Origin of the sequence: Haloarcula amylovorans (assembly GCF_004681185.1) — an archaeon.
In the GTDB taxonomy this organism is placed as follows: domain Archaea; phylum Halobacteriota; class Halobacteria; order Halobacteriales; family Haloarculaceae; genus Haloarcula; species Haloarcula amylovorans.
On the sequence record NZ_SRIF01000003.1, the window covers coordinates 1 to 15,381 of the forward strand.

Annotated in this window: 12 protein-coding genes and 1 pseudogene; 3 read left to right on the top strand and 10 right to left on the bottom strand. The window is 57.3% G+C overall.

Annotation, left to right across the window (positions count from 1 at the left end):
• Positions 1-1,457 precede the first annotated feature (1,457 nt).
• The 7 genes from E4S61_RS14635 to E4S61_RS14670 all read right to left on the bottom strand — a co-directional run bounded on the left by E4S61_RS14635 (position 1,458) and on the right by E4S61_RS14670 (position 11,690).
• Complete coding sequence (locus E4S61_RS14635; protein ID WP_209309523.1) at positions 1,458-2,747, bottom strand: orc1/cdc6 family replication initiation protein; 1,290 nt, start codon at positions 2,745-2,747, stop codon at positions 1,458-1,460.
• Positions 2,748-3,618: 871 nt separating this feature from the next.
• Positions 3,619-5,727, bottom strand: coding sequence for a PAS domain S-box protein (locus E4S61_RS14640; protein ID WP_135304720.1), 2,109 nt, complete (start codon positions 5,725-5,727; stop codon positions 3,619-3,621).
• A gap of 698 nt (positions 5,728-6,425) precedes the next feature.
• Positions 6,426-6,785 (bottom strand): type II toxin-antitoxin system PemK/MazF family toxin, encoded by a 360-nt coding sequence (locus E4S61_RS14645; protein ID WP_135304721.1) that lies wholly within the window; start codon positions 6,783-6,785, stop codon positions 6,426-6,428.
• A 3-nt stretch (positions 6,786-6,788) separates the two neighbouring features.
• A complete protein-coding gene (locus E4S61_RS14650) occupies positions 6,789-7,055 on the bottom strand; it encodes an AbrB/MazE/SpoVT family DNA-binding domain-containing protein (protein WP_135304722.1) in 267 nt (88 codons plus the stop codon).
• 397 nt (positions 7,056-7,452) lie between these two features.
• Positions 7,453-8,364 carry a hypothetical protein gene (locus tag E4S61_RS14660; RefSeq protein WP_135304724.1) on the bottom strand — a complete coding sequence of 304 codons (912 nt, stop codon included), beginning with the start codon at positions 8,362-8,364 and terminating at the stop codon, positions 7,453-7,455.
• 166 nt (positions 8,365-8,530) lie between these two features.
• A complete protein-coding gene (locus tag E4S61_RS14665; protein WP_135304725.1) occupies positions 8,531-9,988 on the bottom strand; it encodes an outer membrane protein assembly factor BamB family protein in 1,458 nt (485 codons plus the stop codon).
• Positions 9,989-10,286: 298 nt separating this feature from the next.
• Entirely contained in the window at positions 10,287-11,690 is a 1,404-nt protein-coding gene (locus E4S61_RS14670; RefSeq protein WP_167768510.1) for an outer membrane protein assembly factor BamB family protein, read from the bottom strand.
• 287 nt (positions 11,691-11,977) lie between these two features.
• Between E4S61_RS14670 and E4S61_RS14675 the strand changes: the two genes are divergently transcribed.
• From E4S61_RS14675 to E4S61_RS14685, 3 genes are all read left to right on the top strand, one after another.
• On the top strand, positions 11,978-12,250 hold the full coding sequence (locus E4S61_RS14675) for a type II toxin-antitoxin system HicB family antitoxin (RefSeq protein WP_135304727.1): 273 nt from the start codon (positions 11,978-11,980) through the stop codon (positions 12,248-12,250).
• Between the two features lie 22 nt (positions 12,251-12,272).
• Positions 12,273-12,503 carry a type II toxin-antitoxin system HicA family toxin gene (locus E4S61_RS14680; protein ID WP_245180752.1) on the top strand — a complete coding sequence of 77 codons (231 nt, stop codon included), beginning with the start codon at positions 12,273-12,275 and terminating at the stop codon, positions 12,501-12,503.
• A gap of 152 nt (positions 12,504-12,655) precedes the next feature.
• Entirely contained in the window at positions 12,656-13,207 is a 552-nt protein-coding gene (locus E4S61_RS14685; RefSeq protein WP_394346451.1) for a MaoC family dehydratase, read from the top strand.
• A 226-nt stretch (positions 13,208-13,433) separates the two neighbouring features.
• Here E4S61_RS14685 and E4S61_RS14690 read toward each other — a convergent pair whose 3' ends face one another.
• The 3 genes and pseudogenes from E4S61_RS14690 to E4S61_RS26665 form a co-directional block, all read right to left on the bottom strand.
• On the bottom strand, positions 13,434-14,246 hold the full coding sequence (locus E4S61_RS14690) for an aldo/keto reductase (protein WP_135304729.1): 813 nt from the start codon (positions 14,244-14,246) through the stop codon (positions 13,434-13,436).
• A gap of 205 nt (positions 14,247-14,451) precedes the next feature.
• A complete protein-coding gene (locus E4S61_RS14695) occupies positions 14,452-15,240 on the bottom strand; it encodes a hypothetical protein (protein ID WP_245180756.1) in 789 nt (262 codons plus the stop codon).
• Between the two features lie 12 nt (positions 15,241-15,252).
• Positions 15,253-15,336, bottom strand: a pseudogene (locus E4S61_RS26665) (twin-arginine translocation signal domain-containing protein); the annotation flags it as partial.
• Between the last annotated feature and the right edge of the window lie 45 nt (positions 15,337-15,381).

The window sequence follows — 15,381 nt, forward strand, 5'->3', positions numbered from 1 at the left end:
ACATCAGCGGCGGAAGTGGTTGCACTCCGTCGGAAGCGTAACCCATCGACTCCTACGTCGATGGTGACTACTGTATGGGTCCGTGGGCTCACATCAAATCTCATCTTGACGGCGGACCGCAGGGGTGAGATCCTCATGTTGTCGAGTCGCCGCACGATCGCGGCGAGTCATGTCACCCCGGGTGACCCGGAGCGACCTTCGCATCACATCCGATGGGAGGGGAGTATATAAATGGACGGTCTCGAAGGTGCCCTGTGCTATCCACACATGGACATGAGCGGGGTATTCTCGGCGAATAGACAGTCTCTGGCTGACACTCGTTGCTGGTTGATTGGTAGTTCTAGTCACCTGTTCAGTACCCCCGTACGTGTAGGTAGAACGAACGCACGGAGACCGCCGATAATGACTAACCAACACCGCAGCGAATTTCGTTGGTTAGCCGCTTGTCGCTGTTGAGCATCGTCGATAACGGGTTGTTCAAGGTACCAACGGCTACTACCATCGGCGGGGAACATCTTGTGCGGTGCGGTCGCGGAGTCGTGAGCATCCCGCGGGGCCGCCCGAGTGCCGGATGGGTGAAAGCCCGGCGCGGCTTCGCCGCGCCCGGAACACAGCGAACGGTGCGCGGTCGCGTGCGACCGCGAGAGACGAACGGCGCAGCCGTGAGTCAGTGAGCGTCCTCGTTCCGGCGAGGGAGGGCGGCCCCAAGGGTTCCTGTGGGTCAAGTGAGACTGCTCTGTCTTGGGACCCCCCGTCATCGAAGTGTGAACTGCCTCGTCAAGCCTCGAGGCTTCCCGTTTCAATGACGCGACTTGCAGGAACTTAACCAACGCAGTATTCCTCCGCGTTTACGCGGGGGAGGCCAATCGTTGCGATATATTGGGACCCCCTCTCCCCCCCCGCAATCGATGTGTAAAACTCCGAGAGGGGATGAGGGGTCTACATAGAAGACTGCCTAAATTCATCGAGAGAGCGATATATGCCATGGAGAACCGCTCACTCACCCAGATTAGATTCCCATAAGCAATGTGTATGTTCTAGGAAAGTTTTATTTGGTAAGCCTTGTAACCATAACCGCACTAGACTTAGCTGAGAGTATTAGAAGGAATACTATTCCGACTAACCGACCGTCAGTGTCGTTCCGTAGTAGAACTCTCAATTGCTTTCTTCGTGCTGTACCGTGGCTCTATAGAGATTCTTCCACTGCTTCAATCGTGGACTGGTAGTGAGGCAACCCTCCTGCTGCCACGAGTTACACATCGATGACGGGGGGAGGGGGTTCTTGAACATCGTCGCTGGCGTAGTCCTGTCTCATTCTTCCCATACCATCACTCTCCTGAAACGAAATCGAGTACATCATTGCTGACACAGTCTTTCGCTCTCACAACCCCCCGGAGGCGGTCGAGTTTACACATCGAACACGGGGGGTGGGAGTGGAGATGGAGAGCACGGTGAGTCTATTGCTCGTGGAACTGCTGGAGTTGGGAGTTGATCACAGTCCGAAGGAGTTCCTCTTGTTCGGCAATCGCTTCCAAGCGCGTATCGTCGACGATCCGGTTCATCATCGCCGCCGGATCACCAGTGAATGTAAACTCCATATACATCCCACCGCCGCGACCGCGACTCTTCCGGGCCGTCGAGACCAACCCATAGGTGGAAAGTTCCTTTACATACTTGACGTAGGTTTCCCGCGTCATCTGGTCGGCATCAAGTTCGTCGGTCACCCACTGATATACTGTGAACCCGACCGGACTCGGCACAGAACTCCGGGACCGATTCGAGTAATTCGCGACCGCAGCTGTAGCATATAGTGAAATCTTTTTTTGTGTCGTCAGCCCCTCCACGAGCTTTAACGAGCGGTCTTTGTCAATTTCTTCTTGAGACTCACGCACGTGATTCTCGCGAACTTCCTCATCACCGCGTTCATCGGCAAGGTCGCCGGCCCCGCGGAATAGGTCTATTGCTTTCCGTGCATCCCCGTGACTTTGTGCGGCGAACGCAGCGACAAGCGGGATGACATCCTCATCTAATGCATCCTGCCTGAATGCGTCCCGCCGGTTGCCAAGGATTTCCCGCAACTGGGTGGCATCATAGTCCGGGAAATAGACATCGCGAGGATTGAACGAACTCTCTGCACGCCCATCAATATCCTCCATGAACTTCGGATCGTTCGTCAACGCGGCGACCGATACGCGGCCTTCGATTTCGTCCGTGTTACTTGCACGCGATAACTGATACAGGAGTTTCGAATAGGCGGGTTCGTCATTGGCTCGGCGACCGACGAGGAGGTCGATTTCGTCGAGAATGAAAATGACCGAATCGTAATGACGGTTGATGAGATTGTACAGACGTCGATACTTGCGTTTCGTTGAGACACCTGTCTCGGGAACGCCGATATCTGCGCCAACGTCTATTGCGACAGTCTGAATGAGTTCGTAGACTGCCTGGTCAAGGGTATTGATCGGCTGGCAGTTGATATCGATCACGCCGAATCGTTCGCCTTTCGATTGACAGAGCTCGATAATCTGTTGTGTGACCGCGCCGATAATCAGCGATTTGCCCGTTCCGGCGGGACCGTATAGTAGCATATTCGGCGGCCGGTTCCCCTGGAGCGTTGGCTTCAGAAACGACACGACGGATTCGAGCTGGTCGTCACGGCCGACAATGCGCTCCTCATCGATAATGGTGTCTGGCTCGACGAGATCTCGATTGACGAAGACCGACGCCTCGCCTTCATCATCGAGCATCTCTCGAATCGATCGCTGTGTACTGTCCGCCGACGGTTCCTCATCTACATCGCTGTCCCTATCCTGTTCCGGGAGTCCGTCCCCGGCATCCTCGGTGGTGGGTTCAAGTTGCTCACTATCGGGGGGAGACCGTGTATCTTCATCAGGAGGAGAGTGATCCGCTCCCTCAGGATCGTGGCCGGCCATACACGTACTGCATACTGGAGCATTAAAAATATTAACCTCCATCGATGTTTAGACACGCGATTTGGTGGAGCTACCACTCGTATTGCCGCGATTCAGTGGATTCGCTAGTGGACCGACAGCGAAGTATATTCTCAGTCGATCTCATATCGATGTGTAATCGAATTTATCACCAGCAACCTGTTGTGTACTGATACTGTACACCTCAATGGTATATAGCCGCCCCCCGTAATCGAAGTGTAAGCCGCACGTCTGACACCCCGCCATCGATGTGTATCTCTGGTCTAAACAGACCCCCCGTCATCGAAGTGTAAACCTGCCGTTCTGGCTATTGTTGCCGGCGTCTGACCTGATTTACACTTCGCACACGGGGTGTTGTCTTAGTAGCGAGCTGCGAATTCACTTTGTACACGGGGGGTGTTGGCTGACCAGGAGTCCAATTCATCTCGCACACGGGGGGTCTGAAGTCCGGAACCGTGATGACGTCCGCGTTGGTGCGAAGCCAGCTGGGCACTGACGAGACTGTCTTTAACTGGAATTAGGCGCTAAGTCCCAATCCTCAAGGAGTCGTTCGAGAATCCGGAGATTCTCGTGATCACGAAAAGCTTCGCTTTTCGGACGACAACGCAGGGAGCGAAGCGACCAAGCAGCGCAGTAGGAAGGGGATACAGCGCCGAACGCGTATCTCTCACTGCGGATTGCTTTGATCCGCCGTATCGAAGGCTACATCCGTGAACTCGAATCGTGCGCCGCCAGCCGCACTTTCGGTCACCGCACAGTCCCAGCCGTACACCCCGGCCAACTCTTGAATGAACGCAAGCCCCATTCCAGTTCCCCCTTGTTCGGCCGCAGTTGTGAACCCAGCATCGAATACCGCATCTCTGTCGGCAGCTGGAATCCCGGAGCCATCGTCAGCCACGTAGAATCCCGTCGGGAGGCGACCAACACTGACGGTGACAGTCGGGCTGCCGTGTGTGACCGCGTTCTCGAATAGATTCCGGAAGACATGCTGCATGTACGTCTCATCAGCCTGAACCGTCTTGTCGATCGTCACCTCGAGTGTCGCGTCGGGAGCGTCTACTGTCGCCCACGACGCCCGCGCCACCTCCGCAAGGTCGACAGGGCTTCGCTCGCCGACTGCCTCTTCGCTTCGGGCCACCACCAGCATTACGTCGATCATATCTTCGATGCGGTCGAACGCCTCTGTTATATGCTCTAGTGCCTCTTCATCGGCATCGGCTGTCAGCTGGTGTACGTAAATCTGCCCGATCGTGACCGGGTTCCGAAGTTCGTGGGCGAGCATACTGGCGAACCCCTCGAGGCGCTCGTTTTGCGCTTCGAGTCGCTGTTCGTACTCCTTTTGTTCAGTGATGTCATGCCCACTCGGAACGATGGCAACGACGTCCCCATCGTCGCGGACTGGCTCAAGCATCGCGTCAATGACGGCGACATCACCGTCCGACGATTGATGGGGAATTTCGGCCCGGACGTACTCACCGTTCGCTGCACGAGTGATTCCGTCCCGCAATTCCGCCTGCACCTCCTCGGAATGCGTGAACCAAGGCGTCTCCCAGAACTTCTCGCCACGGACTATCTTTTCATCGATACCCGCGAACTCGAGTGCAGCCTGATTGATTCGTCGGACCGTCCCATCGGGGTCAAGCAAGCCCATGAACGAACTCGGGTTGTTGAACGCCGCCTCGAATTGCCGCTCAGTTCGCTCCAGGTCGCGTTCTCGTTCTTTCTGGTCGGTAATGTCACGCCCGACGCCCGCCAACATGCGGTTCCCGTCGGGGTCTTCGAGCGTGGACGCCACGAACTCGAAGGGAATCTGGTCGCCGCCCTTCGTCACCAAGTCGACCTCAACCTGTGTACTCCCCGTCTCGAACCCCTCGTGTATTCCGTCCGTTATCTTGTCGTGGGCATCTTCAGCGAAGAACTCGAGAGCATGCATCGACTCGATTTCGTCGGTTGAGTACCCGGTCACCTCACAGAGGCTCTGGTTCCATCGGTGGATCTCCCCCGACTCGTCGAGGATGTAGAAGATGTCGTCGATGGCGTCCACGACAGCATCGGTGTACTCTTGATGCTGCCAGAGTTCTTGTTCGCGCTCCTTGTGGTCAGTGATATCGATGATGATGCCTTCGAGTGCTTCCACCTCACCTGTGTTAGTGAAGACACCGCGGATGCGTTCTCTGACCCATCGCACATTACCGGTCGCGGTTTCGATGCGGTAGGTGACTACACACTGCTCCTGGTCGTCTATGGCGGTCTGGACCTCCGTCCAGAGGTCCGTCCGATCGGCGTCAACGACGATATCGGCGCCGTACGATACGTCCCCACGCTCTAATGCCTCGGGTTCGTAGCCGGTGAGCTCGTAGCACCCATCGCTGACAAATTCCATGGGCCAGCCACGCTCGTTTTGGCAGCGGTATACCATTCCCGGAAGCGTACCCAATAATGTCGACAGCGACCGCTCGTGGTCTGTCTGTTTCGTGCTATCGGCGCTGGCGGCAGGTGTGGCTTTGTGACCATCACTAGGCGACTCGCTGGTGTCGGTAGCCGGAGCAGTAGTACGGTCGTGGTCGGCCGGTCGCCACCAAACCCGTCCCCGCGCGCCGACCTTCTTCGTCTGGAGGTCGCCGCGGTCTGCCAGTTCATTGAGTTTTTTGTAGGCGGTGCGACGGGCACAGCCGAGTTCCTCCGATAGTTCCCTCGCTGTCACCGGCTCATGGGTCAGTCCCATGCTCTCGTAGGCGTCGATGACGGTTGTGAGTGGAATCCGGTCGGAACACATTGCGTATTCAGTTTTGCTGAACAATCATAAGCACACCGTTGAGGGAACGCCAGTCGGCTCGTCGATAGCTGCGCACGGTGAGTGTTTCGGGATCGGTCAAGACGGCTCCGTCGTCTCATGGTAGTGAACGTCGCTCTCTCGACCCCTATGCCCCTGAGGCGGTTCACAACAGATGCGATGAACGCACGGCGACTGCTGGGCGCAACTCGTTGATGCTAACCAACACTGCCGCGGACTTTCGTTGGTTAGCTACTCGTTGCTGTCGAGTATCGTCGGCAATTGTCGTCTGATTACCTATTGAGACTCTCTTCGGCGGAGGACATCATGTGCGGTTGCGGGGTCGTGAGCATCCCGCGGGGCCGCCCGAGTGCCGGATGGGTGAAAGCCCGGCACGGCTCCGCCGCGCCCGGACCACAGCGAACGGTGCGCGGTCGCAAGCGACCGCACACGACGAACGGCGACACCGTGAGTTAGTGAGCGTCCTCGTTCCGGCGAGAGAGGGCGGCCCCAAGGGTTCCGAACGAATATAATTAGGCGAGACCGAGCAGAGCATCGCTTTGGGACTCGTGTCGTTACTGTAGTTTCCCCGTTTCCAACGATAGGGCTGGTATCGCTAACAGAATATCACCTTTGGGTCAAGCCTGGTGACACGCGGCCGACTTCGCTCGTCAAACCACGGCTGTCGTGGCGACGACCGCTCAGATCTCGGTGAGGCCGAGACTATATTCGAGTGCGGTAGCGACCTCGTCCATCCGGTCTTGCGGAATCGAGCCGAGGTTCTCGGTGATGCGGTGCTCGATAGAGATGGTTCGAATTTGGCTACAGAGCGCGACTGAATCGTCCCGAAGCGCACACTCCTCGGCTGGGACGAGCACTTCGAACGGATACAGCTGCTCCCCGAAAGCGGTAGTGAAGGGAACTACGATTGTTGTCGGTGCATTTGCATTCCCCACGTCATTCTGAACGACGAGACAAGGGCGGGTCCCTCGCTGTTCAGATCCCTGTGTCGGATCGAGTTCGACAATAACGATATCGCCTCTATGGACGGATATGGCCATCCATTACCACTCTGGTGCATCGCCCAGGTGTTCGTTTGCCTCTGAGGAGACACCTTCGAATTCGTCAGCGAGGTCGCGAGTCTGTTGTGCACGCTGGCGGTACCCTTCAGCTAACACTTCCCGGGAGACTGGACGTTCGATAACGAGCTTCCCTGCCTCTTCGTGAATCACGACGTCGTCACCGCCCTTGATTCCGAACCGATCTCGGAGGTCTTTTGGGATGGTCACCTGGCCTCGTTCCCCAACTTTCCGGCGTTCGCCGTCACTCATACATATTCATATCGTATTCATATTCATAAGCCCTTCGGGCGTATGCTCGTCGTCGTGAGGAACTACTGCAGGGAGACGTGACTCGGACGGCCTGAAATGTGCCATCTCGGCCCAGCCTTCGTTGAGTGCTGTCTGAACACGGTCAGTCTCTGGGCCGCCGAGTTCCCCAATTACGCGCCGGGGGAGTTTGCAGACGACGCCGAGAGTCGGTGAATTCACCGAGATCACTGCAACTGAATCATCTTTGGGTCAAACTCGCGGCCGACTTCGCTCGTCAAACCACGGCTGTCGTGGCGACGACCGCTCAGATCTCGGTGAGGCCGAGAGTGTATTCGAGTCCGGTAGCAACCTCGCCCATCCGGTCTTGCGGAATTGAGCCGAGGTTCTCGGCGACACGCTACTCGCCACTGGTGTGATATCGCTGCCACAGCCAGCTTGGTCTCGTCGACTGAATCTCGGCGATAAGTTCGTCCCAGGGGTGTTTGCCCCAGAAGGCCCGCGAATAGGTATCGGGGATGTCCAAAGCCTCACTTACGAGAAGCAGCGAGCCAAAGAGGTCGTATTCGGGGAGAAAAGCGGTACTTCCCCAGTGATACCGTGGCCGAATCGTGCCGAGTAGCCGGACTGGGAGTGCCGCCCGCAGTTCCGATAGTTCGTGGTCGGTGACACCGAGGGTACGAACAGTGGCCGCTGTGATGCCGCCGTTGCGGATCCCATGGGCGATCGTTCCTTGGAGGAGGGCTCTCGTTCGCTGCCGGCGTGCCCGATGGGCCATCGTTTCGTCATCAAGTTCATCGGCAAGATACGTGAGCGCGCGAATTGACGCCGCTAGCTCGAAGCCTTCTTGGAGATACGGATGGTGCCAGGTTGGCGAGTCAAAGCGATGTTGATAGGCGTGACACAGTTCCGACGCGAGCATTTCACCCGCCCGTGCTATGGGTAGCCGTCCACCGCTGATACCGATATACCCGGTGTGAGCAGCATACCGCCCTGCGATCATGAAGAGTGTCAGTGACGCTGGGAGATCGCTGCCCAATAGCGTCAGGCGCTCACGGAGGGAAAAATCATAAACAAGGTGATCACGCCACTGGTCTCGATACGGCGTCGAATCCACGCCAAGCAGGGAATCATAGAACGCAACGAGTGCTGTAAAGCACGTCTCGATATCCGCTGTTGAGGCGAGCGCACTATCTGTGTCGCGTGGAAGCCGCTGGGACAATGGTGGCTGTGTCGGAAAACGCATCCGGTAGTCCTCGATGGCGGTCGCACAGACTGTTTGGAGGTGGGAGCAAAACTCCGCCTCGTTCATCACGAGGAGTGAACGACTGATTCGATTAAAGTCCGTTCGATGGAGGCAAAGCTGGTACTACTGCGGCGATTTGCACGACGAGACACCCAACTGGATAGTGACACGGGCGCGATTAGTGGACGATATGGGATCGTATCGCTAACCGCGTACCAGCGCCATGACGTTTTCAGTCTTCGCAGGCGTCTGGGTCGTCGGTTTTGGGCTCCTCGGTGGGCTCGTCTGGTGTTTCCTCGGGGTCCGTCGATGGATCATCCGGTTGTGCTGGCGGTTCGGGTTCGGGCAACGTCGCCTGTCCTTGGCCGGGTTCGAGGGCGAACACCCGGTCGCCACCGAAGAAGAGCCCGTCGCCGTACAGCGCAGGTCCGGCACCGCTGACGCCATACTCGAACAGTTGCGAGCCGTCGGCCGCATCGTAGGCCGCATCCGCCGTGTAGATCACGTCATCGGCGATGTTGCCGAGTGTCGCGGCCTCATATTGGAGCGTCCCGTCTGCCCGTGAGATGGCGACTGTCGCAGATTTCGGGCCTGCGATATTGTCTTGTGGAGTGTAGTCGATATATACTGACTCCGCATCCACTCTCGGCGAGCCCCATTTCAACGCCTCGTTTATGTCGGGTTTGTACGACCACTCGACGCTCCCGTCGGCCAGGTTCAGTGCAAACAGCTTGTAATCTTTGTTAAACTGGTCTTCATTACTGCTGCGCACCGCGCTCGTGTAGACGGTTCCGTCGGCGACGGCAAGCGGTCGTCCCACTGTCACGTAGTTGGTAGCGCCATCGAAAGTCCAGGCGACTTCGCCGGTCTCCCCATCGTATGCGACTATTGTCCCCTCGTCTTTTGCAACTGCTTTTCCATCTGCGGCAGCGACCGGGGCGCCCTGTGTGCCGCCGTCGAAAGACACATTGCCAATGTCTGTTGACCAGAGCTTCTCACCAGTCTCGGAGTCGATAGCAACGAGCAGATGCTCGTAGACGGATGTATGTGCGATAGCGAATATCTGTCCGTCGCCGACCGTGATGGCATAATACGAGGGACGCTTCCGGACATCGTCATCGTAGGGTGGCTCTCGCTGGAAACGCCACTGTTCCGTGCCATCCTTGAGATCAAGCGCGTAGACGCTGCTGTGCGGTAATTTGTCGCGGGTTGCATCTGGATGGCTCGTGCCGACGTACACCGTCTCGCCGTCCGTCGCGGGTGTGGAAAATGTACGAGGATTTTCCTGTGTGGGTTCGGGTTCTTCTGCCGAGAACGACCAGCGGATGTCGCCGGTGGCGGCGTCCATCGCGTAGAACTTCCTCGCGCCGACGTATGCTGTCCCATCGTAGACGACCGGCGTTGAGTAGCCAGTGTCGCTCGCCGGTTCGGGGTCCGCCACCCAGCGGCGACTAACTCCCGCTTTCGGGCCGGTTGCGGTGGGTGCATACCTGGTGTTGCCCGGGCCGCCATAGATGGACGTCCACCCTGAGAGCGACAAGGTGGCTGCACTATCAACGTCATCTGCTGTATCGGATTGCTGTGCGAGGACGCCGCCGACGCTCCCAACGCCGGCGAGGGCAGCCGTGCCGCCAAGGGCTTTGAGGAGTGTTCGACGAGTCGGCGTTCTCTCGGAGGGTTGGTTTGGCATCGCAGGCTTTTCAACACACACCAATCCCAATATTATCAGTTACCTATTATTTGAATCTCTGAATGTAACGATATGGAACAATACGTGGCGCCGATTAAGAGGGCGCTAAACACCCTCAGGTCCCGTCTTTCGTAAACGGGACTTTCTTCGGGCTCCTTGTGGTGGCAAGTTGGGACGGCGATGCCAGTCGAGAGGAAAGTCCAGACCGGCATTTAGACGGCCAGCGGCGCGGTGGCTCTCTACCAGGCCCCAGGAGCGACTCTCATTCGACGCTCAAACTGCGGACTGCTGATTTCGATCAGGGCTCGCAAACGGGGTCATCGTCCTCGGGCGTTTCGGTGTCTCGAGTGGGTGCTTCGGCCGGTTCATTTGGTTCTGTCGACGGTTGGGGTTCGGGCAGTGTCGCCTCGCCCTGCCCCGGTTCCAACACGAACACCCGGTCACCACCGAAGAAGAGACCGTCCCCGTACAGCGCAGGATAGCCGCCAGTAATTCCATACTCGTTGCCAGTAACTCCATAGTCGAACAGCTTTGAGCCGTCGGCCGCGTCGTAGGCCGCATCTTCCTTATAGACGACGTCGTCGGCGACGGTGCCCAGTCTCGCGCCCTCGTACTGGAGCGTCCCGTCCGCCCGAGAGATGGCGACTGTCTCAGCCCCCGGACCCCCGAGATTGGACTGGGGGGTGTAGTTGACGTATACTGATTCTGAATCCACTGTTGGGGCACTCCACTGCAGATTCTCGTTCGTGTCAGGTTTGTACGTCCATTGAATACTGCCGTCGGCCAGGTCCAATGCAAGCAGTTTGTAGTCGTCGTTGCGGCCGGTCGTCGCGCTCGTGTAGACGGTTCCGTCGCCGATGGCAAGCGGCAGATACGCTGTCCTCGGGAAGATAGCTCCATCGAAGGTCCAGACAACATCGCCGGTCTCACCGTCGTATGCTTTTATTGTTCCGTTCGCCCGCGCAACTACCGTCCCATCCGCGGTGGCGACCGGGGCAGCTTCGCTCGTATATCTTACAGACCACCGACCGCCAATTTCGGTACACCAGAGTCGCTCACCGGTCTCAGCGTCGAGGGCGACGAGCAGATCTTCGTCGAGTCCTGAGCGTCCGAGAGCGAATACCTGTCCGTCGCCGACCGTCATGGCAACGTACTCGAGTCGCCTTGTTTCGTTCACGTTTTCGGGCGGGGTTCGTGTGAAGCGCCACTGTTCGGTGCCACTCTCGGAATCGATTGCATAGACGCGTCCGCGACTATTGCTTCTATGTCCGGTGCCGACATATATCATCTTGCCGTCCGTCGCAGGCGTGTGGACACAGGGGGCTTCCGCCGAGAATGACCAGCGAACGTCACCAGTGGTCACGTCCATCGCGTAGAGGTTTCTCGCGCCAACGTACGCTGTCCCATCGTGGACGACTGGCGTTGTGTAGTCACGGTCATGTTCCGGTTCTGGGTCCGCCACCCAGCGGCGGCTGACTCCCGATTTTGGTCCGGCTGCGGTGGGCGCGTAGTTCGTGTTGCCGGGCCCACCGTATACGGATGTCCATCCTGAGAGCGACGGGGTGGATCCAGTGCTGTCGTCACGTGCTGAGTCAGACGGCTGTGCGAGGACGCTACCGACGCCAGCAAAGGCAGCCGTGCTGCTCAGGGCCTTGAGGAGCGTTCGGCGAGTAGTACGAGTCTCGGCGGTCTGGTTTGGCATCGTAATCCCCTCAACAAATACCAGTCCTAAAATTATCAGTAACATATTATTTGGGGATATGTCTGTAACTATGTGGAACAATACGCAGGTTCGATTATTCTGGTGCTAAACACCCTCAGATTCCCGTATTTCGTCTGCAGTACTCTATAGGGTTGGTAGCTATGGAGGAATACTACGGTGACGTCGCCAGTCGAACGGAGTGTAATAAACGAATCCGCTCGAAATGGGAGCGACGACCTGAACACTGTCCCCGAAGCGTTCTTTCGTGTGACTGATTAGATATAGTCATGGCTCGCGCTGACGCTGGAAATGGTACGAATGAACGTGAAATCCGGCTCATCGAAAATCCGGACGGGAAGTGGACTGCCCGTAACCTACAGGCCGGACTCACCGCGGAGGGCGACACACGTGCGGCAGCGCTGGAGAATCTCGACGCAGTGGTTGAGGCCGTTGACGGCGACGGCGGCCACAATCCAACCGACGGGGAACTACGAGACCTGGGCATTGACCCTGACGTTGCGCGCACTCAAGGCGACGAACTCCCCGATATTCTGAAGTAAATGGTCCGGCGCGACTTTTCAGGTGAAGAACTATACAGGTGCTGGTGAACGTCGGGAACTTCCGCCACGTCCGGACGACGGCGACCACCTCATTTTAAAGTGGGAACCACCCGCCAACCACGACTCCGAGACACGCACCGTTGTCGTCCCCGCTCACGACTCGGTCAGTATCGGCACGTTGCGAGATATCGACGACGATGCTGGTGCTGAGGACTTCGAGTCGTTCTGTGAGTGGATCGACCAGAACGCCTGAGCCATCCAGTCGCTGGCAGGTTCGACGCACTGCATTACTCGCTGGCTAGTATCCTGGTGCTAACAAAACCTGTGTGTGTTGGATGTTAACATATGGAAACGAATACAGACAAGAATCCGCTGCTTGCGAAATGGACTGAAACGTCCGCACATATATTCAGTAGCGTTGTTACGGCTCATCGAGTGGTCGCTGCGACGATGGGTGTCAAGCTCAGCGATAGGGAGGAGGCCACTCGGGAGGCGGTAGATCGGATTGACGCCGGTGAGACCCTCTCAGAATGGGATGTCGAACGGAGTGAGTACAATCCAAAACGACTTGAAATCGGCGACTACGTCGAGTTTACGAAGACAATTTCGGCGACCGACGTTCAACAGTTCGCTGCTGCCAGCGGTGACACGAACCCGCTCCATCTCGACGATGAGTTCGCTGAGCAAACCAGATTTCAGGAGCGCATCGGACACGGAACACTTGTCGGAGGCCTCATCAGCGCAGCACTCGCGCAGCTTCCCGGGCTGCCGATCTACCTCTCACAGGACTTGGAGTTTCAGAACCCGGTTGGCATCGGTGAGCGACTTACCGCAGAATGTGAGATCGTCGAGGAATTAGATGATCGCCAATATCGACTTTCGACATGTGTTGTCAACGCCAGCGACGTGTTGATCGACGGCGAGGCGGTCGTTTTGATCGACGATCGCTTGGAGTGATCCGCGTTCGGCCGCGAGGCAGGCTCTGTCTTTTGTACGTCGGGGCTGCTCTCTCCCAAAGTGGTTCCTCGACTCCGCTGTTATGTGCGGCAGGAACCGACGCTCGTTAGTCCTGTAGCGTGGCGACTGTTTGGCCCGTTTCCTCGGCCTCTTCGCTACGCAACATATCGTACGTCGCAAGCGCTTCGTCAACCGCTTCATCAAGACTCAGCAGTCCAAATGAGTTTCACAGTCCCAGCGCTCGCTGCAACTTTGTGAGCAAACCACCCTGCAGGTCGAAGATCGCTGTCATCTCTGCATCCGTAAGCTCGAAGTCAAAGACGTCCAGGTTGGCCTGTAGATGGTCCGGACTCGATGCTTTCGGAATCGCCGCGACCTGTTCTTGCTGGAGTGACCAGCGCAAAGCGACCTGTGCTGGCGTCTTACCATGGCGCTTTGCAATCGTCGCGAGTGTCTCATCGTCTGCAACTTTCCCTTTCGCCAGCGGACTGTAGGCCGTCAGGATGATCTCGTTCTCGATACAGTATTCGAGGAGGTCGGCTTGGTTCGTGTATGGATTGTACTCGACCTGGTTCGTGAGAATCGGTGTGTCCGAGAGTGTGCGTGCCCGCTCGAGCTGGTCGACCGAGAAGTTGCTCACGCCGATCTGGTTCACCTCTCCAGTGGACTGAAGTTCGTTCATCGCCTCGATAGTTTCTTCCATGGGAACGCTTCGACTCGGCCAGTGGATCAATAGGAGATCGACTGTCTCGAGGCCGAGCTTCGCCAGACTCTGACGAGTCGACTGCAGAAAATCGTCGTATTCGAGGTTGTTTCGCCAGACTTTCGTGGTGAGGAAGAGCTCGTCTCGGTCAACTGTGGTCCCGGCGAGGGCTTTCCCGATGGCTGCCTGATTGTTGTAATACTCCGCGGTGTCGATATGACGGTAGCCCAACTTCAGCGCGCGACTAACCACCTCCGTACAGGCTTCTCCTTTCAGCCGGTACGTTCCCAGTCCGAGTGCGGGCACCTGTCGCTGATTGCTGGTAACGTATTCCATGGCTGGGCTTGGAGTAGTAGCGGGAAGAACCTGTGGCGGACGGGAGTGGTCATCGCTGTCGACGTCGCCCAGTGCTCGATGCGCACTCTTGATTCGCCTGTGACACACTTCGGCGCGAATTTCGTACGATATCGACTCAGGTAGGTAGCTGTAGAACAGATACAACTATCCTGGATCGCCGATGTCGAAAAAATTGAGTGGTGCGTTAGTTTGCGCCAGCGTTCGCGTTGGCGTTCGACGAGGAGTCGGCCTGCTCGTTTGCTGCCGTCACATCGAATGAGGCTTCAGCCACGCTAATCGCTGGATGATTCGGGGCGATGTTGATCAGTCGCTGGTACGTATACCCAGCACTACCACTGTAGTCGGGATACTCGGCTTGCATCACCGACTCCGAATCGTAGTCTAGGAGCGCGGTGATGAGACGGAGGTGGATGGTCGTCGTTTTCGATTGGCCGTCCGTCTGGGAGTCAAGCTCCATCGTGTCTCCGAGGACACCGTAGTTCCCGTTCGCGTAGTCACCCGAATCACTGCCGAGACTCGAGCCGTCCCAGTGAGCGCTGTCCGGGTAGTCCGACGCCTCATCGTAGTAGTCGCTCATCCCCTCCTTGTAGAGGACGATTTTTGGCGTGACCGTTTGACTTCCATCGTTCGGATCCACGTAGTCGCCGTTATTGTTGATGTTGTAAAAGGCTGAATTCTTGCTCGTCAGGTACATGCGACCGCTATCTGGAACGCGATCGGTCGTCCCATGGGTCGCGGAGTTGTACGCGGCTTGCTCACTACTGTTATCCGTAAACAGCCACGGCGTCTCGCGGTACACTGGCTTATATCCCTCTCCATCGACGGCTGCGTGCAGAATGTATCGTAACTTCAGTGGCTTCTCGTCGAAATTCTCCCACTCCGTGTACACGCGCGGTGCAACGAACACTTCAGACACGTCCCCACGATCGTTTTCTACCGTTCCTGGATTCACTGCGTTGAACGAACTACTCATGGCGGCGGCTGAGCCGGACAGCGCGGCCAAACCAGTGCCGCCAGTAACGGTTGCGATTCCAAGCCCCTTGAGGGCACTTCGTCTGCTTAGTTCCATGGTCAATCACGCACCACCACTGAGCCCCGGTACCCCCTCCACCTG

Excerpts from the sequence above, each read along its gene's own strand:
- E4S61_RS14690 (WP_135304729.1), bottom strand. The coding sequence starts at position 14,246 with ATGGAATACGTTACCAGCAATCAGCGACAGGTGCCCGCACTCGGACTG.
- E4S61_RS14670 (WP_167768510.1), bottom strand. The coding sequence starts at position 11,690 with ATGCCAAACCAGACCGCCGAGACTCGTACTACTCGCCGAACGCTCCTC.
- E4S61_RS14695 (WP_245180756.1), bottom strand. The coding sequence starts at position 15,240 with ATGAGTAGTTCGTTCAACGCAGTGAATCCAGGAACGGTAGAAAACGAT.
- E4S61_RS14660 (WP_135304724.1), bottom strand. The coding sequence starts at position 8,364 with ATGAACGAGGCGGAGTTTTGCTCCCACCTCCAAACAGTCTGTGCGACC.
- E4S61_RS14650 (WP_135304722.1), bottom strand. The coding sequence starts at position 7,055 with ATGAGTGACGGCGAACGCCGGAAAGTTGGGGAACGAGGCCAGGTGACC.
- E4S61_RS14635 (WP_209309523.1), bottom strand. The coding sequence starts at position 2,747 with ATGCTCGATGATGAAGGCGAGGCGTCGGTCTTCGTCAATCGAGATCTC.
- E4S61_RS14645 (WP_135304721.1), bottom strand. The coding sequence starts at position 6,785 with ATGGCCATATCCGTCCATAGAGGCGATATCGTTATTGTCGAACTCGAT.
- E4S61_RS14665 (WP_135304725.1), bottom strand. The coding sequence starts at position 9,988 with ATGCCAAACCAACCCTCCGAGAGAACGCCGACTCGTCGAACACTCCTC.
- E4S61_RS14640 (WP_135304720.1), bottom strand. The coding sequence starts at position 5,727 with ATGTGTTCCGACCGGATTCCACTCACAACCGTCATCGACGCCTACGAG.
- E4S61_RS14675 (WP_135304727.1), top strand. The coding sequence starts at position 11,978 with ATGGCTCGCGCTGACGCTGGAAATGGTACGAATGAACGTGAAATCCGG.